General features: G+C 71.4%; 22 protein-coding genes. 7 read left to right on the plus strand and 15 right to left on the minus strand.

Annotation, left to right across the window (positions count from 1 at the left end):
• Nucleotides 1–138 precede the first annotated feature (138 nt).
• From SACTE_RS28050 to SACTE_RS28060, 3 genes are read right to left on the minus strand one after another with little or no spacing between them, the layout of a single operon-like run.
• A complete protein-coding gene (locus SACTE_RS28050; protein ID WP_014049390.1) occupies nt 139–1,497 on the minus strand; it encodes an MFS transporter in 1,359 nt (452 codons plus the stop codon).
• 5 nt (nt 1,498–1,502) lie between these two features.
• On the minus strand, nt 1,503–3,131 hold the full coding sequence (locus SACTE_RS28055) for an AMP-binding protein (RefSeq protein WP_014049391.1): 1,629 nt from the start codon (nt 3,129–3,131) through the stop codon (nt 1,503–1,505).
• A 55-nt stretch (nt 3,132–3,186) separates the two neighbouring features.
• Nucleotides 3,187–3,984, minus strand: a complete 798-nt coding sequence (locus SACTE_RS28060) for an enoyl-CoA hydratase/isomerase family protein (protein ID WP_014049392.1) — start codon at nt 3,982–3,984, stop codon at nt 3,187–3,189.
• 176 nt (nt 3,985–4,160) lie between these two features.
• Between SACTE_RS28060 and SACTE_RS28065 the strand changes: the two genes are divergently transcribed.
• Nucleotides 4,161–5,081: a LysR substrate-binding domain-containing protein gene (locus SACTE_RS28065; RefSeq protein ID WP_014049393.1), complete on the plus strand. Its 921-nt coding sequence runs from the start codon at nt 4,161–4,163 to the stop codon at nt 5,079–5,081.
• A 95-nt stretch (nt 5,082–5,176) separates the two neighbouring features.
• Here the strand turns inward: SACTE_RS28065 and pssA are convergent, their stop codons facing one another.
• The 8 genes from pssA to SACTE_RS28105 form a co-directional block, all read right to left on the minus strand.
• Nucleotides 5,177–5,995: a CDP-diacylglycerol--serine O-phosphatidyltransferase gene (gene pssA / locus SACTE_RS28070; protein WP_014049394.1), complete on the minus strand. Its 819-nt coding sequence runs from the start codon at nt 5,993–5,995 to the stop codon at nt 5,177–5,179.
• Between the two features lie 22 nt (nt 5,996–6,017).
• The gene (locus SACTE_RS28075; protein WP_014049395.1) at nt 6,018–6,665 is read right to left on the minus strand and encodes a phosphatidylserine decarboxylase; all 648 of its coding nucleotides are present in this window, start codon (nt 6,663–6,665) and stop codon (nt 6,018–6,020) included.
• A 181-nt stretch (nt 6,666–6,846) separates the two neighbouring features.
• The gene (locus SACTE_RS28080; protein WP_014049396.1) at nt 6,847–8,052 is read right to left on the minus strand and encodes an acyl-CoA dehydrogenase family protein; all 1,206 of its coding nucleotides are present in this window, start codon (nt 8,050–8,052) and stop codon (nt 6,847–6,849) included.
• A 2-nt stretch (nt 8,053–8,054) separates the two neighbouring features.
• Entirely contained in the window at nt 8,055–8,582 is a 528-nt protein-coding gene (locus tag SACTE_RS28085; protein WP_014049397.1) for a MaoC family dehydratase, read from the minus strand.
• 2 nt (nt 8,583–8,584) lie between these two features.
• The gene (locus SACTE_RS28090) at nt 8,585–9,559 is read right to left on the minus strand and encodes a CoA ester lyase (protein ID WP_014049398.1); all 975 of its coding nucleotides are present in this window, start codon (nt 9,557–9,559) and stop codon (nt 8,585–8,587) included.
• Nucleotides 9,556–11,568: a protein meaA gene (locus tag SACTE_RS28095; RefSeq protein WP_014049399.1), complete on the minus strand. Its 2,013-nt coding sequence runs from the start codon at nt 11,566–11,568 to the stop codon at nt 9,556–9,558. The genes SACTE_RS28090 and SACTE_RS28095 overlap by 4 nt, the downstream gene beginning before the upstream one ends.
• A 9-nt stretch (nt 11,569–11,577) precedes the next feature.
• Nucleotides 11,578–12,915 (minus strand): crotonyl-CoA carboxylase/reductase, encoded by a 1,338-nt coding sequence (gene ccrA, locus SACTE_RS28100; protein WP_014049400.1) that lies wholly within the window; start codon nt 12,913–12,915, stop codon nt 11,578–11,580.
• Between the two features lie 363 nt (nt 12,916–13,278).
• A complete protein-coding gene (locus SACTE_RS28105; RefSeq protein WP_014049401.1) occupies nt 13,279–14,070 on the minus strand; it encodes a GNAT family N-acetyltransferase in 792 nt (263 codons plus the stop codon).
• 128 nt (nt 14,071–14,198) lie between these two features.
• Between SACTE_RS28105 and SACTE_RS28110 the strand changes: the two genes are divergently transcribed.
• Complete coding sequence (locus tag SACTE_RS28110) at nt 14,199–14,999, plus strand: restriction endonuclease (protein ID WP_014049402.1); 801 nt, start codon at nt 14,199–14,201, stop codon at nt 14,997–14,999.
• 9 nt (nt 15,000–15,008) lie between these two features.
• Here SACTE_RS28110 and SACTE_RS28115 read toward each other — a convergent pair whose 3' ends face one another.
• Both SACTE_RS28115 and SACTE_RS28120 read right to left on the minus strand, forming a co-directional pair.
• The gene (locus SACTE_RS28115; RefSeq protein WP_026359079.1) at nt 15,009–15,824 is read right to left on the minus strand and encodes a TetR family transcriptional regulator; all 816 of its coding nucleotides are present in this window, start codon (nt 15,822–15,824) and stop codon (nt 15,009–15,011) included.
• Between the two features lie 145 nt (nt 15,825–15,969).
• Nucleotides 15,970–17,751 carry a 3-hydroxyacyl-CoA dehydrogenase gene (locus SACTE_RS28120; RefSeq protein ID WP_014049404.1) on the minus strand — a complete coding sequence of 594 codons (1,782 nt, stop codon included), beginning with the start codon at nt 17,749–17,751 and terminating at the stop codon, nt 15,970–15,972.
• A 347-nt stretch (nt 17,752–18,098) separates the two neighbouring features.
• Between SACTE_RS28120 and SACTE_RS33795 the strand changes: the two genes are divergently transcribed.
• The 4 genes from SACTE_RS33795 to SACTE_RS28135 are packed head-to-tail and all read left to right on the plus strand — an operon-like array spanning nt 18,099 to nt 20,761.
• Nucleotides 18,099–18,686 (plus strand): TetR/AcrR family transcriptional regulator, encoded by a 588-nt coding sequence (locus SACTE_RS33795; protein ID WP_014049405.1) that lies wholly within the window; start codon nt 18,099–18,101, stop codon nt 18,684–18,686.
• A complete protein-coding gene (locus SACTE_RS35605; protein WP_226995190.1) occupies nt 18,683–19,405 on the plus strand; it encodes an MFS transporter in 723 nt (240 codons plus the stop codon). The genes SACTE_RS33795 and SACTE_RS35605 overlap by 4 nt, the downstream gene beginning before the upstream one ends.
• The gene (locus SACTE_RS35610) at nt 19,330–20,124 is read left to right on the plus strand and encodes an MFS transporter (protein ID WP_343236537.1); all 795 of its coding nucleotides are present in this window, start codon (nt 19,330–19,332) and stop codon (nt 20,122–20,124) included. The genes SACTE_RS35605 and SACTE_RS35610 overlap by 76 nt, the downstream gene beginning before the upstream one ends.
• A gap of 10 nt (nt 20,125–20,134) precedes the next feature.
• Entirely contained in the window at nt 20,135–20,761 is a 627-nt protein-coding gene (locus SACTE_RS28135; protein WP_019993032.1) for an adenylosuccinate lyase, read from the plus strand.
• Between the two features lie 120 nt (nt 20,762–20,881).
• On the opposite strand, the gene SACTE_RS28140 is transcribed toward SACTE_RS28135, so the two are convergent.
• Nucleotides 20,882–22,465 (minus strand): alpha/beta hydrolase, encoded by a 1,584-nt coding sequence (locus SACTE_RS28140; protein ID WP_014049407.1) that lies wholly within the window; start codon nt 22,463–22,465, stop codon nt 20,882–20,884.
• 128 nt (nt 22,466–22,593) lie between these two features.
• On the minus strand, nt 22,594–23,649 hold the full coding sequence (locus SACTE_RS28145; RefSeq protein WP_014049408.1) for an Rv2578c family radical SAM protein: 1,056 nt from the start codon (nt 23,647–23,649) through the stop codon (nt 22,594–22,596).
• A 147-nt stretch (nt 23,650–23,796) separates the two neighbouring features.
• On the opposite strand from SACTE_RS28145, the gene SACTE_RS28150 reads away from it, so the two are divergent.
• The gene (locus tag SACTE_RS28150) at nt 23,797–24,240 is read left to right on the plus strand and encodes an SRPBCC family protein (RefSeq protein ID WP_014049409.1); all 444 of its coding nucleotides are present in this window, start codon (nt 23,797–23,799) and stop codon (nt 24,238–24,240) included.
• The last annotated feature ends 11 nt before the right edge of the window (nt 24,241–24,251 follow it).

Consider the following 24,251-nt stretch of genomic DNA (forward strand, 5'->3'; position numbering starts at 1 on the left):
ATACTCCTTTCGGGTGTCCCGTTCACCGCCACACGGCCCGCACGCCCGGGTGTACCGGCGCCGCACGGGGCCGCCCGGACGCGCGTGGCGGCCGGCCCGACGGGAACGGGCCTGCCGCCACGCGCGTCCGGGGCGGTGTCACCTCTCCAGCACGGTGGTGCGGGTCAGTGAGAGGTGCCGGGTCTCCCGGAAGGAGAAGAGGACCACCAGCGCGGAGACGAAGGCCAGCCCCATCAGGTAGAAGCCGGGGGCGAGGGGGGTGCCGCCGAGGGAGACCAGACCGGTCGCGACGAACGGCGCGGTGCCGCCGAACAGGACGTACGCGGCGGTGTAACCGATGGCCGATCCGCTGGCCCGCAGCTGGCCGGGGAACATCTCGACCATGGCCGGCACGTTCGAGGTGCCGATCACCGCGACCAGCACGGCCAGGACCGTCGTACCGACGATCGCGCCCGCCAGCCCCGTACCGATCAGCCAGAAGGCGGGCAGCGTGGCCACCGCGAAGCCGCCGCACGCCACGAGGAGCATCGGTTTGCGGCCGAAGCGGTCACTGGCGGAGGCCATCAGCGGGCAGGCCACGCTGTAGGCGAGCATCGAGATCACGCTGGTCATCATGGCCGCGGACTTGGTGTACCCGACCTCCTCGGACATGTAGGCGATCATGTAGCTGCTCATCAGGTAGTACCCGACGGCGTTGGTGATGCTGTAGCCGAACAGGGTCAGCACCTGACGGCGGCAGACCCGCCACGCCTCGCGCAGCGGCGCCTTCTGCACCGCGTCCCGCGTCTCCAGCGCCCGGAAGACCGGGGTGTCCTGGATGCGGCTGCGCAGGTAGAGGCCGATGAGTCCGAGCGGACCGGCCAGCAGGAAGGGCACGCGCCAGCCCCAGCTGTTCAGCGCGGCCTCGTCGAGCGACGACGTGATCAGCAGCCCCGTCATCGCACCGGCGACGGAGGCCAGTCCGACGGTGAGCGGCACCACGCTGGCGTACCGGGCCCGGCGCCCCTCGGGGGCGTACTCGGTGATGAACGCCGACGCCCCGGTGTATTCGCCCCCCGTCGAGAAGCCCTGCATCGCCCTGAGCAGGAAGAGCAGGACGGGTGCCGCCAGGCCGAGCGTCGCGTAACTCGGCAGCAGACCGATGAGCAGGGTCGAACCGCTCATGCACAGCACGCTCAGGGCGAGCATCCGGTTGCGGCCGATGCGGTCGCCGTAGCGGCCGAAGAACGCGGCGCCCAGCGGGCGGGCGACGAAGCCGCCGGCGAAGACGGCCCAGGTGGCGAGCAGGGCAGCGGTCTTGTCGTACTGCGGGAAGAAGAGCCCGGCGATGGTCGCGGACATGATCGCGTACGCGCCCGAGTCGAACCACTCCACGAAGTTGCCGATGGCCGTGGCGGTGGTGACCTTGCGGCGTACGCCCGGCGCGTCGGCGCCGTCCGGCGCGGGTGGCCGCGGCGAGAGGGGAGGGGACTGAGGGATACCGCTGTCCGTCGTCATGTCCGTCAGTCCTTCCGGGGTGGTGTGGTGGTGCCGGGCCCGGCCGGGCCGAGATCACGGGCACGCAGCGCGGCCCGCTGGATCTTTCCGGTGGCGGAGCGGGGGAGCTCGTCGACGAACTCGATCAGCCGGGGGTAGGCGAAGCGGGAGTGCGCGGCCCGGGCGAAGCGGGTGATGTCCTCGGCCAGGGACCCGTCCGCCTCGTAGCCGGGGCTGAGCTCGATCCAGGCCTTGACCGCCTGCCCGCGCACCGCGTCGGGGACGCCCACGACCCCGGCGTCGGCCACGGCGGGGTGACCGCGCAGCACGGCCTCCACCTCGTACGGCCCCACACGGTAGCCGGACGTCTTGATGACGTCGTCGGTGCGGCCGAGGAACCAGAAGTACCCCTCCTCGTCCATGACCGCCTGGTCCTTCGTGCGGTACCAGGTGGTGCCGAAGGTCTCCGCCGATGCCTCGGGCCGGTTCCAGTAGCCCAGCGGGAACTGCGGATTGGAACCGGCGCGCAGGCAGATCTCGCCCGGCTGCCCGACGGGCACCTCGCGGTCCTCGGCGTCCAGCAGTGCGACGTCCCACCCGGGGAGCGGCCGGCCCATGGAACCGGGCTTGACCGGTACGCCGGGGAAGTTGCCGAGCAGAGGATAGGACTCCGTGGACCCGTAGTAGTCGAGCAGGGTGACGCCGAACTGGGCACGGAACCACTCGATGACGTCAGGGGTGAGCGGCTCGTTCGACGAGCACACCACCCGCAGCGCCTGGGGGTGGTGGCTGCCCGCGTCCGGCAGATCCTGCATCATCTTACGGAGGAAGGTCGGGTTGACCAGGGCCGTTGTCACCTTGTTACGGGACATGGCGGCGAGCAGACCGGCCGGGTCGAAGCCGCCGGCCGGCCGGTACACGAGATGCACGGCACCCGCGCGGAGCGGGCCCATCAGCTTGGCCATGGACCAGGCCCAGTCCCCGGCGCCGTAGAACACGTCGCCCGGACGCAGGTCGTGGCAGTACCGGAACTCGTTGTGCCCGAGCAGCGTGCGGTGGGCGTGCACGATGCCCTTGGCGGTGCCCGTGGTGCCCGAGGTGTAGAAGATGAGCGCCGGGTCGTCCGGGGAGGTGTCGGCCGTGGCGTACTCCGGGGGCAGCGCCCCGATCGCCGGATCGTCGACGTCGACGACGGTGCCGCCGAAACCCGCCGCACGGTCGAGGGCGGAGGTCTCGGTCACCAGGACCTCGGCGCCGGAGTCGGCCAACCGGTAGCGGATCGGCTCGTCGGCCCACAGCAGCGACATCGTCACCAGGACGGCACCGGTGCGCAGGACGCCGAGGTAGGTGGCCGGGGTGTCGGGGCGCTGGGGGAGCAGCACCGCGACCCGGTCGCCCTTGCGGACGCCGAGCGCGTGGAGGTGGGCGGCGACCTGTCGGGAGCGGTCCTGGATCTGCTGCCAGAGGACCTCCTCGCGATGACCGGTGTGATCCTCGAAGACGAGGGCGAGCCGGTCGCCCGGGTGACGGTCCGCGACGTCGGCGGCCATGTTGTACCGGTCGGGCACGGTCCACCGGTGCTCTTCGACGAGACGGCGGTAGGCGCGTTCGCCCTCAAAGGCCGCGCCGGTGTGCGGCGTGAGGCTGGTGGTCATCGGGGCTCCACTTCTGCGGGAGGGGCGGGGACTGCGTGGAGGGGCGGGACCGGGGTCAGCGGCGGCGGCCGGCGAGGAAGCGGGCCATCTCGCGCTGCGGCTCCCCGGTGGCGTAGGCGGCGGTGTGGACCTTCTTGGCCGCCTCGATCGCGTCGTCGAGCCCCGCGTCGTCCAGCTCGCGGAGCCGGCCCTTGGTGAGGGCGACCGCGCCGGGCGGGAGCGCGGCGAGACGGGCCGCCTCGGCCAGGGCTTCGGCCTTGACCTCGTCCTGCGCGACGAGGCGGGAGAGCAGCCCCAGCCGCTCGGCCTCGGCACCGTCGACGAGGCGGCCGCTCAGCGCGAACTCGGCGGTCTTCGCCCGGCCGAGAATGCCCCGCATCGCCCAAATGCCGGTGATGCTCGGGATGCCCGACAGCACCTCCGGCTGTCCCATCCGGACGCCGGCGTGGCCGATGCGGAGGTCGGCGAGGAGGGCGAACTGGAAGCCCGAGCCCGCCGCGACCCCGTTCACGGCGGCCACGACCGGCTTGTCCAGCCCCCGTACGGCACGGAACAGACGGCCGAAGTCGTCGATCCACGCCTCGGCCGCCGCGTGGTCGCCCGGGTCGATGGCCGCGGTCTCGGCGAGGTCCTGTCCGGCGCAGAACGCGCGTCCGGCGCCGGTGAGCACGACCCCGCGGCAGTGCGCGTCGTCACCGGCGGAGTCGAGCGCCGCGACCAGCACGCTCCGCATCCCGCCGGTCCAGGCGTTGAGCTTGTCGGGGCGGTTCAGCGTGACCTCGGCGATGTAGGCGTCGGCGGAGACGGCCTCCACCGGATGGCGGGTGACGACGACGGTGCTGTTCTCGGTCATGACGGTGCCTTTCTCGAACGGGCAGGGGGAGCCGGCGGCGGGGCCGCGGGGGAGGTGGGTGACGGGCGGACGTCCGCGAGCGGGCTTCCCGTGAGCAGTCATGCAAACAGGCGGGGGTGTGATCCGGCCAACACCAATCGGGACTGGCGGTGATATCGGAGCGATATGGTCCGCGCATGGAACTCCGTCACCTGCGCTACTTCGCGGTCCTCGCCGAGGAGCTGCACTTCGGCCGGGCGGCACAACGGCTGCACATGGCCCAGCCGCCGTTGTCGCAGCGCATCCGCGACCTGGAGCGCGAACTGGGCGTCCGGCTCTTCGACCGGACCCGGCACCGGGTCCAGCTGACCGAGGCCGGGGCACTGCTCCTGGAGCACGTGCGGCCGGTGCTCGCCGGGGTGGACACGGCACGCGAGGCGATGCGCAGGATCCGGCCGGGCGAGGCCGGGGTGCTGCGGGTGGGCCTGCCCCCGGACACCGGCCCGCCGGTGCTGCGCGCCCTGACCGCCGGTTTCGAGCGCCGGGTCCCGGACGTCCTGATCGACCTCCACGAACTCACCACGGACGAGCAGCTGGCGCGGCTTCGGGAGGGCGAGCTCGACGCCGGGGTGGTCCGCCACCCCTCGGACACCGTGGGCCTGGAGTCAGGTCCCCTGGCGCGGCGGGAGCTGGGCGTGGTGCTGCGATCGGACCACGCCCTCACGTCGCGCGGCGGCGCGGTCCGCCTGCGGGACCTCGACGGGGCCCCGCTGGTGATCTTCCCGCGTGCGATGGCACCGCGCCTCTACGACCACATGCTCACCGTCTGCCGTGACGAGGGCTTCCTGCCGGGGTCGATCAGGCACGCACGCAATCCGGACTTCGTGCACGGGCTGGTCCTCGCCGGCCGCGGTATCCACCTCAACGAGGCACCGGCGACGCCGCTCACCGACCACCTGGTGTGGCGGCCGCTGGAAGGGGCGCCCCTCGCATGGCTGACCTCGGTGGTCTGGGTGCCGAGCCGGCACAACGAGGCGATCGGCGCGTTCACCGCAGCGGTCTCGGAAAGCCTCGCCGAGGCGGGCCACCACGTGGCGGACACGGCGCCGCGCGCCTGACGAGCACGGGGCAGGCGCGGGAGGTCACCCACGGCACGCAGGAGGGCCCGGACGCTGGGGAGCGTCCGGGCCCTCGTGTCTGTCCGCGTCCGAGGCTACGGGAGCTGTGCCGCCCGTGCCTCGCGGCGGTTGTCGCGGAAGGTGTTCACCCGCCGCGCCGTGGCGAAGAGCGGGATCACCGCGCCCAGCACCACCTGGAGCGCGCAACCGGTCTGCAGCAGCAGCTGACCGCCGGGGGCGTCGAACGCCCACGCGGCCAGCAGGCCCATGGCGGCCACGATCCAGCTGAGCATGGCCACCGCGAGGACACCGCGCGGCTTCGGGTACTCGACCCGGCTGACCATCAGCCACGCCACTCCGATGATCGCGAGGAGCGTCGGCACGAAGGGCAGCTCCAGGAGCACGATCGAGACGACCGTGAGCGCCCCGAAGGGGCTCGGCATGCCCTGGAACATGCCGTCCTTCAGCGTCACGCAGGAGAATCTCGCCAGCCTGAGCACCACCGCCAGCAGCACCACGATCGCCGCGAGCGCCGACACCCGCTGGTGTGCGTCGTCCGCGACCATCCCGTACACCAGGACGAAATAGGCCGGTGCGAGACCGAAGCTGATCAGGTCGGAGAGGTTGTCCAGCTCCGCACCCATCGGCGAGGACCGCAGCTTGCGCGCCACGAGCCCGTCGAAGAGGTCGAACACCGCGGCCATGAGCATGAGGATCACCGCGGTCGCCGCGGAGTGCCGGGCCATGCCCGACTCGTCGCTGCCCGTGAGGTGCGGGATGAGGATCCCCGTGGTGGTGAAGTACACCGCCATGAATCCGCACGTGGCGTTACCGAGGGTGAGCGTGTCCGCTATCGAGAGCCGCATCGAGAGCGGCATGTCCTCGGCGTCGTCCTGCTCCTCGGCCTCCGGCACCCAGCCCGCCTGAGTGTCAGGATCAATCACGGTCAATGCGAGTCACCCCCGCGGTGGTGGCCTGGCCGACCTCGACCGCGGCCTCGACACCCTCCGGAAGGTAGATGTCGACGCGTGAGCCGAACCGGATCAGACCTATGCGCTCGCCCTGCTCCACCTTCGTCCCCTGCGGGACGTAGGGGACGATCCGGCGGGCGACCGCACCCGCGATCTGCACCATCTCGATGTCACCGAGCTCGGTGTCGAAGTGCCAGACAACGCGCTCGTTGTTCTCGCTCTCCTTGTTGAACGCCGGGACGAAACCACCGGGGATGTGCTCGACCGACGTCACGGTGCCGGACAGGGGGGCCCGGTTGACGTGGACGTTCAGCGGGCTCATGAAGATCGCGACGCGGGTGCGCCCGTCCTTCCACGGCATGATGCTCTGCACCACGCCGTCGGCCGGCGAGATGACGCGACCCTGGGTGATCTCGCGCTCGGGGTCGCGGAAGAACCACAGCATGCCCGCCGCGAGCGCGGTGGTGGGCACGGCCACGGCCGCCCAGCGCCCGGACTTGCGGGCCCGGGCGAGGCTGAGGGCCGCGGTGGCGACGGTCGGGAGGAGCCACGGCGATGCTCCGCGCGCAAGGCGGACCCCGCCGCGCGATGCAGGGGTTTGGCTGTCGGGCATGGATGACCTTCGTAGCGGATGATGCCGCGCTGGCAACGGGGGGACGGCGGCTTTCCGGCGATGCTATCGGGTACGAGCGGCAACTGGGCAAGCCAGCAGCCGAGTCGGACAGCTGAAAGGCTCCCGGCGAGGGCGACCGGGTGTGATGTTCTTCGCCACCAAATCACCTCTAAGGGGACAATCAGCCCTGGAACCGGTACTCCTCCAGGAGCCGGCGGCCGATGATCATTTTCTGGATCTCGGCGGTACCTTCACCGATCAGCAGCATCGGGGCCTCCCGGTAGAGGCGCTCGATCTCGTACTCCTTGGAGAAGCCGTAACCGCCGTGGATACGGAAGGCGTCCTCGACGACTTCCTTGCAGTACTCGGAGGCGAGGTACTTCGCCATCCCTGCCTCCAGGTCGTTCCGCTCCCCGGAGTCCTTTTTGCGCGCTGCATTGACCATCATCGCATGAGCGGCTTCGACCTTGGTGGCCATTTCGGCCAATTTGAACTGGATCGCCTGGTGCTGGGCGATCGGCTTTCCGAAGGTTTGGCGCTGCTGGGCGTACGAGACGCCCAGTTCGAACGCACGCTGTGCGACGCCGCAACCACGCGCCGCGACATTCACGCGGCCCACTTCGACGCCGTCCATCATTTGGTAAAAACCTCGGCCGGTCGTGCCGCCCAGGACGCGATTGGCCGGAATGCGCAGTCCGTCCATGATGAGCTCGGTCGTGTCGACGCCCTTGTAGCCCATCTTGTCGATCTTCCCCGGGATGGTCAGACCGGGGCGGACCTCGCCGAAGCCCGCCTCCTTCTCCACCAGGAAGGTCGTCATCGACTTGTGCGGAGCCGTGCCCTCGGGGTGTCCTTCGTCACTCCGGCACAGAACCGCGACCAGGGTGGACGTGCCGCCGTTCGTCAGCCACATCTTCTGGCCGTTCAGAACGTACTCGTCCCCCTCCTTCACGCCCTTGGACGTGATCGCCGACACGTCCGAGCCCAGCGCCGGCTCCGACATCGAGAACGCGCCCCGCACCTCGCCCAGCGCCATCCGCGGCAGGAACGTGTCCTTCTGCTCCCGCGTCCCGTGCTGCTTGAGCATGTACGCCACGATGAAATGCGTGTTGATGATGCCCGACACACTCATCCAGCCCCGGGCGATCTCCTCCACGCACAGCGCATAGGTGAGCAGCGACTCGCCCAGACCGCCGTACTCCTCCGGAATCATCAGCCCGAACAGGCCGAGTTCCTTGAGCCCTTCGACGATCTGCGTCGGGTACTCGTCGCGGTGCTCCAGCTGTGTGGCGACAGGAATGATCTCCTTGTCGACGAAATCACGGACCGTGGAGAGGATTTCCCGCTGGACATCGGTCAGACCGGCGGTCTGCGCGAGTCGGCTCATGGCTACTTGTCCCCGTTCTTCTTCTGCGGCTCGACGAGTTCGGGGCGTCCGGGCTGCTCTCCGCCCCGCTCCTGGATGTACGTCTCGGTGGGCACCATCACCTTGCGGCGGAACACGCAGACGAGCGTGCCGTCCTGCTTGTAGCCCTTCGTCTCGACGTGGACGACGCCGCGGTCGCTCCTGGACCGCGACGGGGTCTTGTCCAGGACCGTCGTCTCGCCGTAGATCGTGTCGCCGTGGAAGGTCGGTGCCACGTGCTTCAGCGACTCCACCTCCAGATTGGCGATGGCCTTCCCGGAGACGTCCGGTACCGACATGCCGAGCAGCAGCGAGTAGACGTAGTTGCCGACCACGACGTTCCTCTTGAAGTCGGTCGTCCGCTCGGCGTAGTTGCTGTCCATGTGCAGCGGGTGGTGATTCATGGTCAGCAGACAGAAGAGGTGGTCGTCGTATTCCGTGACCGTCTTCCCGGGCCAGTGCTTGTAGACGGCACCGATCTCGAATTCCTCGAATGTGCGGCCGAATTGCATGGTCAGGCCTCCGGTGCTTCGAACTTCGAGGTGCGCCGCATGCCGGCTGCCCGGCCCTTGCCCGCCACGACCAGGGCCATCTTGCGGCTGGCCTCGTCGATCATCTCGTCGCCGAGCATCGCCGACCCCTTCTTGCCGCCCTCCTCCGAGGTGCACCAGTCGTACGCGTCGAGGATCAGCTCGGCGTGGTCGTAGTCGTCCTGCGAGGGCGAGAACACCTCGTTGGCGGCGTCGACCTGACCGGGGTGCAGCACCCACTTGCCGTCGAAGCCCAGCGCCGCCGCACGGCCCGCGACCTCGCGGTACGCGTCCACGTCACGGATCTGGAGGAACGGGCCGTCGATGGCCTGGAGGTCGTGCGCACGGGCGGCCATCAGGATCCGCATCAGGATGTAGTGGTAGGCGTCCGCCGGGTAGCCGGGCGGCTGCTGGCCCACGACCAGGGTCTTCATGTTGATGGAGGCCATGAAGTCGGCCGGGCCGAAGATCAGGGTCTCCAGCCGGGGCGAGGCGGCGGCGATGTCGTCGATGTTCACCAGGCCCTTGGCGTTCTCGATCTGCGCCTCGATGCCGATACGCCCCACCTCGAAGCCCATCGTCTTCTCGATCTGGGTCAGCAGCAGGTCCAGCGCCACGACCTGCTGGGCGTCCTGGACCTTGGGCAGCATGACGCAGTCCAGGTTCGGGCCCGCGCCCTCGACGACCGTGACCACGTCGCGGTAGGTCCAGTGCGTCGTCCAGTCGTTGACCCGCACCACCCGGGTCTTGCCGCTCCAGTCGCCCTTGTTGAGCGCGTCCACGATGGTGTGGCGGGCGCCCTCCTTGGCGAGCGGCGCGCAGGCGTCCTCCAGGTCCAGGAAGACCTGGTCGGCCGGCAGCCCCTGGGCCTTCTCCAGGAAGCGGGGGTTGGAGCCGGGTACCGCCAGGCAGGAGCGGCGCGGACGCAGCCGGTTCACGGGCGACGCGGGGGTAGTCATGCGGGGACCTCCAGAGGGTCGAGCTTGTTCGCTTTCCGGATCTCGTCGACGATACGGCCGATGATCTCCGTGATACCGAAGTCCTTCGGGGTGAAGACGGCGGCGACGCCCGCCGCGATCAGGGCGTTCGCGTCGGCCGGCGGGATGATGCCGCCGGCGATCACCGGGATGTCGGTGGCACCGGCCTCGCGCAGCCGGGTCAGTACGTCGGGCACCAGCTCGGCGTGCGAGCCGGACAGGACGGACAGGCCGACGCAGTGCACGTCCTCGGCCAGCGCGGCGTCGGTGATCTGCTCGGGGGTCAGCCTGATCCCCTGGTAGACCACCTCGAAGCCGGCGTCCCTGGCGCGCACCGCGATCTGCTCGGCGCCGTTGGAGTGCCCGTCCAGGCCGGGCTTGCCCACCAGGAGCCGCAGGCGCCCCACGCCCAGGTCACCGGCGGTGCGGGCGGCCTTCTCGCGGACCAGGGCGAGCGGGGTGCCCGGCTCCGCGGTGACCGCGAGCGGGGCGGAGGAGACGCCCGTGGGCGCACGGAACTCGCCGAACACGTCGCGCAGGGCCCATGACCACTCACCCGTGGTGACGCCCGCCCGCGCACACTCGACGGTCGCCTCCATCATGTTCTCGGTGCCCGCCGCGGCCTTCTTCAGGGCCGCCAGCGCCTCCGTGGCGCGCGCCTCGTCACGGTTGTCGCGCCACTCGTGCAGCGCGGCGACGACCCGCGCCTCGTTCTCCGGGTCCACCGTCATGATCGCGGCGTCCAGGTCCGCGGTCAGCGGGTTCGGCTCGGTGCTCTCGTAGACGTTGACGCCGACGATCTTCTCCTCGCCGCCCTCGATCCTGGCCCGCCGGGCCGCGTGCGAGGAGACCAGCTCCGACTTGAGGTAGCCGGACTCGACGGCCGCCATCGCGCCGCCCATCTGCTGGATCCGGTCGATCTCGGCCAGCGACTCGGTGACCAGCTCCTCCACCTTGGCCTCGATCACATGGGAACCGGCGAAGATGTCCTCGTACTCCAGCAGGTCGCTCTCGTGCGCCAGCACCTGCTGGATGCGCAGCGACCACTGCTGGTCCCAGGGGCGGGGCAGGCCCAGCGCCTCGTTCCAGGCGGGCAGCTGCACCGCGCGGGCGCGGGCGTCCTTGGAGAGGGTGACGGCCAGCATCTCCAGGACGATGCGCTGGACGTTGTTCTCCGGCTGCGCCTCGGTCAGTCCGAGCGAGTTGACCTGCACGCCGTAACGGAAGCGCCGCTGCTTCGGGTTCACGACGTCGTAGCGCTCACGGGTCACCCGGTCCCAGATGCGCCCGAAGGCACGCATCTTGCACATCTCCTCGATGAAGCGGACGCCCGCGTTCACGAAGAAGGAGATGCGGGCGACGACGTCACCGAACCGCTCCTGGGGCACCTGACCCGAGTCGCGCACCGCGTCCAGCACCGCGATGGCCGTCGACATGGCGTACGCGATCTCCTGGACCGGGGTGGCCCCCGCCTCCTGGAGGTGGTAGCTGCAGATGTTGATCGGGTTCCACCGGGGGATGCGGTTGACCGTGTACGTGATCATGTCGGTGGTCAGCCGCAGCGAGGGTCCCGGCGGGAAGACGTGCGTCCCGCGCGAGAGGTACTCCTTGACGATGTCGTTCTGCGTGGTGCCCTGGAGCTTGTCCGCGTCGGCGCCCTGCTCCTCGGCGACGACCTGGTAGAGCGCCAGCAGCCACATCGCGGTGGCGTTGATCGTCATGGAGGTGTTCATCTGCTCCAGCGGGATGTCCTGGAACAGCCGGCGCATGTCACCGAGGTGCGAGACGGGGACCCCGACCCGGCCCACCTCGCCGCGGGCGAGGACGTGGTCGGGGTCGTAACCGGTCTGGGTGGGCAGGTCGAAGGCGACCGAGAGGCCCGTCTGGCCCTTGGCGAGGTTGCGCCGGTAGAGCTCGTTGGACGCCTCGGCGGTCGAATGGCCCGCGTACGTCCGCATGAGCCACGGGCGGTCCTTCTGACGTTCGGTCATCGCGGGACCTCAGATGTCACGGAAGCGGTTGATGGCGTCGAGGTGCTGCTCGCGCAGCTCCGTGTCACGCACGCCCAGCCCCTCGCGGGGGGCCAGCGCGAGGACGCCGACCTTGCCCTGGTGGAGGTTGCGGTGCACGTCGTACGCGGCCTGGCCGGTGTCTTCGAGCGAGTACACCTTGGAGAGCGTCGGGTGGATCCTCCCCTTGGCGACCAGCCGGTTCGCCTCCCACGCCTCGCGGTAGTTGGCGAAGTGCGAGCCGATGATCCGCTTCAGCGACATCCACAGGTAGCGGTTGTCGTACTCGTGGTTGTAGCCCGAGGTCGAGGCGCAGGTGACGATCGTGCCGCCCTTGCGGGTCACGTAGACGCTCGCGCCGAAGGTCTCGCGGCCCGGGTGCTCGAAGACGATGTCCACGTCCTCGCCGCCGGTCAGTTCGCGGATGCGCTTGCCGAACCGCTTCCATTCGCGCGGGTCCTGGTGGTGCTCGTCCTTCCAGAACCGGAAGTCCTCGGCGGTGCGGTCGATGATCGCGCTCGCGCCCATCTTCCGGCAGATCTCGGCCTTCTGTTCGCTGGAGACGACACAGATCGGGTTGGCGCCGCCGGCCAGGGCGAACTGCGTGGCGTACGAGCCGAGTCCGCCGCTCGCGCCCCAGATCAGCACGTTGTCGCCCTGCTTCATGCCCGCGCCGTTGCGCGAGACGAGCTGGCGGTACGCGGTGGAGTTGACCAGGCCCGGGGCGGCGGCCTCCTCCCAGCTGAGGTGCTTCGGCTTCGGCATCAGCTGGTTCGACTTCACCAGGGCGATCTCCGCCAGGCCGCCGAAGTTGGTCTCGAAGCCCCAGATGCGCTGCTCCGGGTCGAGCATCGTGTCGTTGTGGCCGTCGGAGGACTCCAGCTCGACCGAGAGGCAGTGCGCGACGACCTCGTCACCCGGGTTCCAGGCGTTGACGCCGGGGCCGGTGCGCAGGACGACGCCCGCCAGGTCGGAGCCGATGACGTGGTACGGCAGGTCGTGGCGCCTGGTGAGGTCGCTCAGCTTGCCGTACCGCTCCAGGAAGCCGAAGGTCGACAGCGGCTCGAAGATCGAGGTCCAGACGGAGTTGTAGTTGACCGAGCTGGCCATGACGGCGACGAGCGCCTCGCCGGGACCGAGCTCGGGGACCGGCACCTCGTCCAGGTGCAGGGACGTGCGGGGGTCCTTGTCGCGCGTGGCGAGCCCGGCGAACATCTCGGTCTCGTCCTTGTGCACGGTCACGGCACGGTACGACTCGGGGACGGACAGAGCCGCGAAGTCGGCGGTGGTGCTGTCCGGCGACTGGATCGCGTCCAGGATTTCCTTCACGGTGGTGCCTCCGGCAGATCGGGTCCCCGGCGTCGAGGGAACGCCTCAGGGGCCCCTTGGGCAGGGAACGGTGCGGTGTGGAGGTTGTGCCGTCGGTTCGGCGGTGGTGCTGCGGCGTGCTCGGTGGAGCGGAAGGGATGCCTGTGACGCAGGCGTCCGGGCGCGCGGACCGTGGTCTGCGGGGACAGCCGGCGCACGAATGAGTTTCTGCGCGCCGGCCGCCCGGACACCTTCAACGTATGGCACTGCGTGACAGCTGACAAGGCACCGAGTGCCAACAATTTCTCTCACTTGTCATCCCCGCGTCACGCATGAGCGCCATCGTGGGGGGAATGCCGGATCGATCCCGTTGTGGAAGGCGGCCTACGACGTGGTGCGGTACACGTACGGCGTGGTGGTGCTCAGGGTGCTGAACCCGAGCCTGCCCAGGATCGGCGCCGACCGGTCGGTCGCGTCGACCTGGAGGTGGCGGTAGCCGAGCTCCGCCGCGAGACGGGCCCGGTGGGCGACCAGGGCCCGGTAGATGCCCCTGCCCCGCCAGGGCTTCGCCGTCCCGCCGCCCCAGAGGCCGGCGAAACCGGTGCCGGGGTGCAGTTCCATCCGGGCCGAGCTGACCGGTTCGTCGCCCGCCAGTGCCACCACCGCGACGAACGTGCCGGGCGGGCCGTCGAGTCCGGCCAGGGCCTGGTGGCGCAGCCGCGACCCGTCGGTGCCGAAGGCCTCCTCGTGCGCGCGCACCATCAGCTCCACCCCGGCCGCGTCGGTCACGGGCTCCAGCCGGACCCCCTCGGGGAGCCGCACGCCGGTGGCGAGGTCCGCGACCGGGGCGACGAGCAGGGCCTCCGTGGGTTCGGCCTCGAAACCGGCCGCCGTGAGCAGCTCACCGAGCGAGGCGGGGTCGTCGTGCGCGTACCGCTTCCACTCGAACTCGCCGATCCCCAGCGCCGTGTAGTGCTCGATCTGCGCCGCGATCTCGGCCCGAGCGTCGGCGGGGGAGAGGCCGGGGGCGCTCCAGACGACCCCGCTCCAGTCGTCGGCGCCGCCGGTCTGCCGTACGACCGCACCCACCCGTTCGACGCGCACACCGGGGCCGCCGGGGCGGGCGTGTTCGCGGATCTCGCGGTCGAAGAGGGCCAGTGTTCCGAGGGGTTCCATCCACGCATCGGAGCACGGACCCCGTGGCCGTGCCATCGAGTTTCCGGGCCCGGGGCGTCAACGCGGCCGCGCGGGGCACACGGAAGTGATCTTGAGCAGGTCACGAGGAGCTAGGGGGTGGGCACCCGATGCCGATACCGATGCGCGGCCGCGTCCGGGGAAGCCGCAGATCCACATTCGACGTCCGTCGCACGGCGCTGGGGTTCGTCCTCCTCGCCGTACTGGTCTGCGGTGTCGGGCTGACACTCCGCACCGCCCTGGCGAGCGCCGAGCGGCACCCGGTGCCCGCCGCGGCCGTGCTCGTGGTGCTGGTGACCGGAGCGGTGGCCCTCCTGCGCCGCCGCCGCAACCGCAGGGCGGCGGCCCGGGGCGCGGTGGCGGCCGTCGAGACCGCGTACGAGGTGGTGGACGCCGCCCTCGCCGAACCGGCCCCCGCCGAGCCCGCGCCCGCCTACGAGCCGGCCCCGCCGGCCTATGAGCCGGCCCCGCCCACCGCCGGACCGGCAGCTTCGGAGCCGGTGGACTGGGAGGCCATGGACCCGTACGACTTCGAGGAGGCCGTGGCCGCCCTCTGCCGCCGGGACGGCTGCCCCGACGCCGAGGTCGTCGGCGGCGCGGGCGACCTGGGGGCGGACGTGGTGGCCACCACGCCGGACGGCCGCCGCCTGGTCGTCCAGTGCAAGCGGTACACGGCCGAGAACAAGGTCGGCTCGCAGGACCTCCAGCGCTTCGGCGGCACCTGCTACGCCGTCCACGGGGCGAGCACGGCCGTCGTCGTCACCACCAGCACCTTCACCGAACCGGCCCTGGAGTACGCCGCGCAGTGCGGCATCGTCTGCGTCGACCTGGCCGGGCTGACCGCGTGGGGCGAGGACGGTGCGCCGCTGCCCTGGCACACCCGGCCGGCCGCGCTGCCCGTCGAGGGCTGAACGGTCCGCTCAGCGCTCCTTGAGCGCCTGCTGGATCGTCCGCATGACCTCGTCGAGGGGCGCGTCGGTACGGGCCACGGCGACCAGCACCTCGCCCTCGGAGGCGACCGAGGCCGCCGGGGGCCTCGCCGGTTCGGCACCCGCCGTCCGGCCCGCGCCGATCCCCGAGCCGAAGGTGTCCCGCACGATCGCGAACGCGTGGTCGAGCTGGGCCTCCACGTCGCCCTGGCCGTCCGCCCGCAGCCACCGCCGCAGCACATGGTTGTGCGCCGTCACGACGGCGGACGCGGCGACCTCGGCCAGCAACGGGTCGTCGTTGCCCACCTGGTGGTCCCGCTCGTCGAAGTGGCCCAGCAGGTAGCGGGTGAACAGTCGCTCGTAGCGGGCCACCGAGGCGATCTCGGCCTCCCGGAGGGTGGGCACCTCACGGGTCAGCTTGTAGCGGGCCACGGAGACCGCCGGCTTCGCCGCGTACATCTTCATGACTTCCTTGATGCCGCGGCACACCGTGTCGAGCGGGTGCTCGTGCGCCGGCGCGGCGTTCAGGACGGCCTCGGCCCGCACGAGCGTGTCGTCGTGGTCCGGGAAGATGGCCTCTTCCTTCGACCGGAAGTGGCGGAAGAACGTGCGCCGGGCGACCCCGGCCGCTCCCGCGATCTCGTCGACCGTCGTCGCCTCGTACCCCTTGGTGGCGAACAGTTCCATGGCGGCGGCGGCCAGTTCGCGGCGCATCTTGAGCCGTTGGGCGGCTGCGCGGGTACCTGCGGCGCTCTCCGGGGCGTCGGCTGCGGCGGAGGAGCGGGGAGACTTGGCGGGTTGGGACATGGTGTGAACGTAGCCCATCGGCGCACGGGTGTGGGCCGATGGGGGCGGACCGCCCGAGGGCCCCAGCAGCCCGCCCCACCCGGCCCCCGGCCCCTCGGGGCCGGAGGCGGGCGCCGGGGCCCCCGCCCCGCCTGCCGCAGGCCGCTCAGCGGCGGGCATGTTCGCGGAAGCCGCGCCCCGTCTTGCGGCCGAGGCAGCCCGCGGCCACCAGGTGTTCGAGCAGCGGGGCCGGCGCCAGGCCCGGATCGCGGAACTCGCCGTGCAGGACCTTCTCGATCGCCAGTGAGACGTCGAGCCCGACGACGTCCAGAAGCTCGAAGGGCCCCATCGGGTAGCCGCCGCCGAGCTTCATGGCCGCGTCGATGTCGTCGAGGCTCGCGTAGTGCTCCTCGACCATCTTGACCGCGTTGTTCAGGTACGGGAAGAGCAGCGCGTTCACGATGAAACCGGCCCGGTCGCCGCAGTCCACCGGGTGCTTGCGCACCTTCGCGCAGACCTCGCGGACCGTGGCGTGCGCCTCGTTCGAGGTCAGCACCGTGCGGACCACCTCGACCAGCTTCATCGCCGGCGCCGGGTTGAAGAAGTGCATCCCGATGACGTCCTCGGGGCGCGAGGTCACCCGGGCCACGGCCACCACCGGCAGCGAGGAGGTGGTGGTGGCCAGCACCGCGCCCGGCTTGCAGACCTTGTCCAGCGTCCGGAAGAGCTCCCGCTTGATCTCCAGGTCCTCGGCGACCGCCTCCACCGCGAGGTCCACGGCGGCGAAGGCGTCCGTCGAGGGCGCCGCTGTGATCCGGGCGAGCGTCTCGTCGCGTGCCCCGGCCGTCAGCCGCCCCTTGGCGACCGACCGCTCCAGCGACGTGGCGATCCGCGCCTTGGCGGTGTCCGCCTTCTCCTGGCCGCGGGCGGCGAGGACCACGGCGTACCCGGCCTTCGCGAAGACCTCGGCGATGCCCGAGGCCATCGTCCCGGAGCCGGCGACGCCCACCGAGGACACCGGCCGCCCGGCGACCGTGTCCGCGCCCGCCGTAGGCGTCAGGGCGTCCGGCACCGTGTCCTGGCCGCCCGGGGCGTCGTACGTGTAGAAGCCGCGGCCTGCCTTCCGGCCGGTCAGGCCCGCCTCGCTGAGCTGCCTGAGTACCGGCGCGGGGGCGTGCAGCCGGTCGTGCGAGGAGGTGTACATGGCTTCCAGGACCGTCCTCGCGGTGTCGATGCCGATCAGGTCCAGCAGGGCGAGCGGGCCCATCGGCAGCCCGCAGCCGAGCCGCATCGCGGCGTCGATGTCCTCGCGCGAGGCGTAGTTCGACTCGTACATGGCGGCGGCCTGGTTCAGATAGCCGAAGAGCAGCCCGTCCGCGACGAAGCCCGGCCGGTCGCCGACCGCGACCGGCTCCTTGCCCAGCTCGCGGGCGAGCCGCGTCACGCTCGCGACGGCCGGCGGTGCGGTGAGGACCGAGGAGACCACCTCGACCAGCTTCATCGCCGGGGCCGGGTTGAAGAAGTGCAGGCCCAGCACCCGCTCGGGGTGCTGCGACTCGGCCGCGAGCCGGGTCACGGACAGGGCGTTGGTGCCCGTCGCCAGGATCGTGGTGGGGGAGACGATCGCGTCCAGCTCCCGGAAGACCTGCTGCTTGATCTCGTACGTCTCCGGCACGACCTCGATGACCAGCTCGGCGTCGGCGGCGGCCTGCGGATCGCCGAACGTGCGGAAGCGGGCGAGGACGTCCCGTCGCTCCTGCTCGGTGATCCGCTCGCGCCGCACGGCGCGCGCGGTGGAGGCCTCCAGGGAGGCGACGGCCTGCCGGGCGGCGGCCTCGCTGATGTCGATGCCGATGACCTCGCGGCCCGCACGGGTCAGGACCTCGGCGATGCCGGTTCCCATGGTGCCGAGGCCGACGACGGCGATGGTGCTGAGCGGGGTGTCCATCACGGGACTCCAGGGTGAGTGACGACTGTGAGGGGCACGACGGCAGACGGCGCGGATGAACCGGCGCGCGGCGTGCGGGAGGTGCGTGTCGTGGTGCACGGGCCACGGGCGTGCGGGGCACACCCGGACCGGGAAGGGGCGACGGACTCTGTCCCGGAGCCGTCTGCACAGAACTGCCGAACCGACAAGCGCTCCGGGTGGCTGCGTCACCAGGCCACCGGAGCCGACGGGGGTTGTTTCCCGCTCACATGAGATTAACCGGCGGGTAACGAGCGCGCCAGCCCTGAACGGTTGTGCGCTGGCCCACACTTCGGTCCGCAAGGACTGGTGGTCGGTAGACAGTGTCTATGGCACAGGGAGACGCGGGACTGGAAGCGCGGTTGGTGGCGGCAGGGGTCCAACTCGTCGCGGAGCGCGGGGCGCAGGCACTCTCCCTCCGCGAGATCGCCCGCGCCGCGGGGGTGTCGCACGGCGCACCCCGCCGTTACTTCCCCACTCATCTCTCCCTGCTCTCCGCCGTCGCGCGCACCGGTTTCGCCGACCTCGGTGCCCGGGCCTCCGCCGCGCTGGGGGAGGGGGAGGGGGAGCCGGGGCCGCGCGACCGGATCGAGCGGCTGTGCCGCGTCTATCTGGACTTCGCGCGGACGGAGGGCGGCATGTTCGAGCTGATGTTCCGCCACGACCTGCTGGAGAGCGGCCATCCGGGACTCCGGGAGACGAGCCTGCCCCTCTTCGGCCGGCTGGTGGACGCCGTCGCCCGCGTCCGCCCGCGCCCCGCCGATGCCCGGGTCGCCGCGGGTGTGCTCTGGGCGGGACTGCACGGCATCGCCCAGCTGTGGTGCTGGGGAAGCCTCCCGCTCGCGACCGGCGCCGACGACGTCGAACCGCTGCTGCGTGCGCTGCTCGACGCCCATCTCGGCCCGGACGCCGGATGAGCGCGGCCCACCGGCGGATCACCCTGACCGGCAGTGTCATCGGGGCGGCGGTCGTGGCCCTGGACGGGACGGTGCTGACCGTGGTCCAGCCCACCCTGCAGAAGGACCTCCACGCCTCCTTCGCGCAGGTCCGGTGGACCAGCACCGGCTATCTGATCGCGGTGGCCGGCCTGCTCGTCCTCGCCGGACGCCTCGGCGACCGGTACGGACACCGGCGGCTGTTCGCCGTCGGGATGCTGGGCTTCGGCGCGACCTCCGCGGGCATCGGACTGGCCTCGGGGATCGGCACGGTGATCGTCCTGCGCGTCGCCCAGGGGGCGTTCGGCGCGCTCCTGCAACCGGCCACCCTCGGCATGCTGCGAGCGGCCTTTCCCCCCGACCGGCTGGGGATGCCCATCGCGCTGCGGACCAGCGCCATCGGCCTGGCGGCCGCGACGGGACCGCTTCTCGGCGGAGCCCTGGCCGTCCACCAGGGATGGCGGGCGGCCTTCTTCCTCAACGTTCCGCCGGCGCTGCTGATCGGCCTGCTCGTCCTCGCCGTACGCGAACCGGCCCCGCAGGTCGCGGCGCCGGCCGGGCAGCGGCCGCCCGCACGCTCGACCTGCCGGGAGCGGGACTCCTCGCGTGCACCGTGGGCGGCCTGGTGTACTCCCTCGCGGGCGTCTCCGGGGATGGTGGGGCAGGGTCCTCTGCCACCGGGCTCGCGGTTGCCGCGGTGACCGGTCTCCTGTTCGCCGGGCGCCAACGGAGCGCGCGGGACCCGCTCGTGCCTCCGGGCGTGCTCGCCTCGCCTGCCGTCGTCCCGGGACTCGGCGTCCTGGTGGCCGCCTCGGCGGCGCTGTACGGCAGTCTGTTCACCGGCGTCTACCACCTCCAGGACGTCCTCGGCCTCGACCCGCTGCACTGCGCGCTGGTGGCCCTGCCGGGGCCGGTGGCCATGGTGCTGGCCGCGCCCCTCTCCGTCCTCCCGGCGCGCCGGTACGGGCCGCGCCGCACCGTCGTGGGCGCGATGCTCCTGCTCGCCCTGGGTGATCTCCTGCTGTCCCGCCTCGGCGCGGAGTCCGGGACGACGCCGATCTGTAACGCGTTCCTCATGGTGGGCGCGGGTTTCGGAACCGTGATGGTGGTCGCCACGGATGTCGTCGTACGCCAGGCGCCGGAGCGGCACGCCGGGGTCGTGGGAGGGCTCCAGCAGACCGCCATGAACATCGGGCCGGCCCTGGGCGTGGCCGCCGCCACCGCGCTGCTGACCGTGAGTACGCCCGGCGCCACCGCCTCCGCCGCCACCTCCGGATCGCGGGAGGCGCTGATCCACGCCGTCCCGCCCACCCTGTCGGTACTGGCGGCCGTCGCCGTCGCGGGCGCGCTGTCGGCCCGGGGACTGCCGGGTCACGCCCCGGTGACACCACGGGGGCGCACGGTGCGTGTCCGACGCTAAACTGAGCGTCATGGACGAGGAGTTGCGCTCGCTGACGGACCGGCTCCGGGGAGAGGCGGGGCAGTCTCCTCTCTTCGCCCGGCTGCTCGCCACCGAGGACGACGAGGAACTGGCCGCCGTCCTCACCGAAGGCGAACGCCCGCTGTGGGCCCGCGAGACCGCCGCGTTCCGGCTCGGCTGCCGGGGCGACCGCCGGGCCTTCGAGGCGCTGGTCCTCCTGCTCAACCACCGCGACCCGGAGCGCTGCGTCTCGGCCGCCCACGCCCTGCTGCTGCTAGCGGACCCCCGGACGCCCCGGGCCGCCGCCGCACTCGCCACCAACACCCTGCGCACCGCCTACGCCCTGCACCCGGTACGCCTGCTGACCGCGCTGCGCGCCCCGGAGTCGGTACCCGCCCTGGTCGCCACCCTGGACCGGCTGCTGTCTCCCGCCGAGCCGCACTGGCGCGTCGCGCTGGCCTGCGTGGAAGGGCTGGGCGCCCTCGGCGACGACCGCGCCCGCCCGGTCCTGGAGGCGGCGCTGCCGCACCCCCGGCTGGGAGCGGCGGCGGAGGAGGCGCTCAGGCGGTTGCCGGGACGCTCAACGAGCGCGGGTACCGGGCCTTCGGTACCGGTGTGCCGTTCGCGCCCGCCGTGAGGTCTCGCAGTTCTGGAGTGTCGATGTCACACGCCAGGGGCGTACGCGGGCGTGGGCCGCGTGCTCGTGCGGCCGTCCTCGCGCACGCCCCTGGCGTGAACCCGTACGGGGATGCGGGCGTCAGCCCCGGAAGCCGAGCAGGCTGTGCAGGGTGCTGCCCTTCTGGCCCGTAGCGGCCTTCGCCTTCGCGGTCGCCGCCGCCTCCGGCTCGGGGAGCGCGTCGCAGACCGCGTCGGCGCCGCTGCCGCCGGAGCGGGGCAGGGTGCCGTCGGTGAGGTAGGCGATCAGGTGCGCGTCGAGGCAGTCGTTGCCGCTCAGGCTGATGCCGTGGTTGCCGCCGCCCTCCTCGACGACCAGGCGCGAGCCCTTGAGCTTGCGGTGCATGCTCAGGCCGCCCTCGTACGGGGTCGCCGCGTCGTCGGTGGCCTGGAAGAGGAGCGCCGGCGGGATCTCGCGGTTGGTGACCCGCACCGGCCGCAGCGGTGCGACGGGCCAGGTGGCGCAGGGCGCGTTGTACCAGGTGTTGTTCCAGGACATGAACGGCGCCTTGCGGTGCGCCTGCCAGGTGTCGTTGCGCCAGGTGGTCCAGGACTTCGGCCAGCCCGTGTCGCGGCACTGGACGGCCGTGTAGACGGAGTAGCCGTTGTCCCCGCTCGCGTCGACCGCCGCGAAGTCGTCGTACGCCGTGGCCAGCGCGTCCTCGTCCTTGTCGTTCACGTACGCGGCGAACGCCTCGGCCAGTTGCGGCCAGTAGCCGTTGTAGTAGCCGCCGGGCAGGAAGGTGTCCTCCAGCTCGCTCGGGCCGACCTTGCCCGCCGCGGGGTGCTTCTTCACCGCGGCCCGCATCCGGTACCAGGCGGCTTCGACCTTCGCCGGGTCGGTGCCGAGCCGGTAGGTGGCGTCGTTCTTCGCCACCCAGGCGGCGAACGCCTTGTGACGGGCGTCGAAGGCGTAGTCCTGGCCGAGGTTGTCCTCGTACCAGACGCCGTCCGGGTCGACGATCGAGTCGAGCACCAGGCGCCGCACGCGCTCCGGGAACAGCTTGGCGTAGACGGCGCCCAGGTAGGTGCCGTAGGAGTAGCCGAAGTAGTTGATCTGCCGTGCGCCGAGGGCCCGGCGGATCACGTCCAGGTCCTTCGCGGTGCTGACCGTGTCCATGAACGGCAGCAGGTCCCCGTGCTTCTCGCCGCACGCGTCGGCGAAGGACGCGGCGCGTTCCCGGTTGGTCCGCTCGTCCCGCGGGGAGCCGGGCACGGTGTCGGGGCGTACCGGGTCGAAGTGCTTCGGTACGCAGTCCAGCGCCGGGCTGCTCCTGCCGACCCCGCGCGGGTCGAAGCCGATCACGTCGTACTGGGCGGCGAGCTTCGCCGGCAGCGAGGACGCCACGAAGCCGGCCATCGAGAGCCCGCTGCCGCCGGGGCCGCCGGGGTTGACCAGCAGCGGACCCTGCGAGGTCTTCGCCGTGTGCGGGATCCGGGCGAGGGCGAGCGTGACCTGCCGTCCTGACGGCCTGTCATGGTCCAGTGGGGCGCGAACGGTTGCGCACTGCTGGGTCGGATACGCCTTCGTCCCGCAAGCGGTCCACTTCAGCGGCGCGGCGGCCCCAGGGGCCCCGGGCGCGGTGGACGCGGCGGACGGAACCGCGGTGACCAGCCCGGCGACCGTGGCGCCGACTGCGACCAGAATGCCTGCACGTTTCGTCATACGGCCTCCCGTGGTGGGGAATCGAGGCTGTGAGGGGCACAGCCACGGCCGCATGCTCCCCGAATCCGGGCGCGGAAGGACAGATTCCGGCAAGAGTTGACCCGTTTGGTCAGCGAGCGGTGGTGCGGTCAGAGCAGGGTCAGCTGGGTGGGTCCGGAGTCCTCCGGCAGCGGTGCGGGTACGGGAGCGTCGGGCGTCTCGGGTGCGGCGAGGCGGCGGGAACCACCCCGGCGGGCGGGACCGATGCCGTACTCGGCCGCCAGCTCGTGCACCCGGCGGGTGATGCGCCGCTGGTACCAGGTCGGCGCGTACGCCCCGTCCGCGTACAGCCGTTCGTAGCGCCGCACCAGATGCGGGTGGTGCTCGCCGAGCCACGCCATGAACCACTCCCGGGCGCCCGGCCGCAGATGCAGGACGAGCGGGGTCACCGAGTGCGCGCCGGCCTCGGCGATGGCGCGGACCGTGTCGCGCAGCTGGTCGGGACGGTCGCCGAGGAACGGGATGACCGGTGCCATCAGCACCCCGCAGCCGATGCCGTGACCGGCCAGGGTGCGAACGACGTCGAGGCGGCGCTCGGGGGAGGGGGTGCCCGGTTCGACCGTGCGCCACAGCTCGCGGTCGGTGAAGCCGACCGAGACGGAGATCCCGACCTCGGTGACCTCCGCGGCCTGTTTCAGCAGCTCCAGGTCGCGCAGGATCAGCGTCCCTTTCGTCAGGATCGAGAAGGGGTTGGCGTGGTCGCGCAGGGCGGCGATGATCCCGGGCATCAGCCGGTAGCGCCCCTCGGCCCGCTGGTAGCAGTCGACGTTCGTGCCCATCGCGATGTGCGCGCCGTGCCACTGCGGGGAGGCGAGATGGCGGGCGAGCAGCTCGCCCGCGTTGATCTTCACGACGATCTGGGAGTCGAAGCCGAGGCCGGTGTCCAGATCCAGGTAGCTGTGGGTCTTGCGGGCGAAGCAGTACACGCAGGCGTGGGTGCAGCCCCGGTACGGGTTCACCGTCCATTCGAACGGCATCCGGGACGCCCCGGGCACCCGGTTCACGATCGAACGGGCACGGATCTCGTGGAAGGTGATGCCGCGGAATTCCGGGGTGTCGAACGTACGGGTCGTCACCGCGTCCGCGGCGAACAGGGCGCCGTTCCCTGATTTCGTGGTGTTATCGGCCAGATTGTCCCAGCGCATGGACACCTCCTAGGTGGTACTGGGCAGAGAATAGAACACTTGTTCCCTTGATCGTGCGCACCCATGTCCGGGGCCCGATTTTGAGGGCCGCACCGAAGGTGGTTGGCTCGGCACCGTCCCGTACAACCGAGTGCTGGAGGAGAAGGCATGGCGCAGGTCGAGGCCACGACGGAGCGGATCATCGCGGCGGACCCGGAGGCGGTGTTCGACGCGCTGGCCGACTACACGGAGGTCCGGGGCAAGATCCTCCCCGGGCAGTACAGCGAATACGAGGTGCGCGAGGGCGGTGACGGCGAGGGCACCCTCGTCCACTGGAAGCTCCAGGCCACCAGCAAGCGGGTCCGCGACTGCCTGCTGGAGGTCACCGAACCCACTGACGGCCAGCTGGTCGAGAAGGACCGGAACTCCTCGATGGTCACCACCTGGACCGTCACCCCGGCCGGTGAGGGGAGGGCCAGGGCGGCCGTCTCCACCGTCTGGGACGGTGCGGGCGGCATCGGAGGGTTCTTCGAGAGGACCTTCGCGCCCAAGGGTCTCGCCCGGATCCACGACGAGCTGCTCCAGAACCTCGCCACCGAGGTCGAGAAGTAAGTCCTGTACTG

Source organism: Streptomyces sp. SirexAA-E (assembly GCF_000177195.2).
Taxonomy (GTDB): Bacteria; Actinomycetota; Actinomycetes; order Streptomycetales; family Streptomycetaceae; genus Streptomyces; species Streptomyces flavovirens.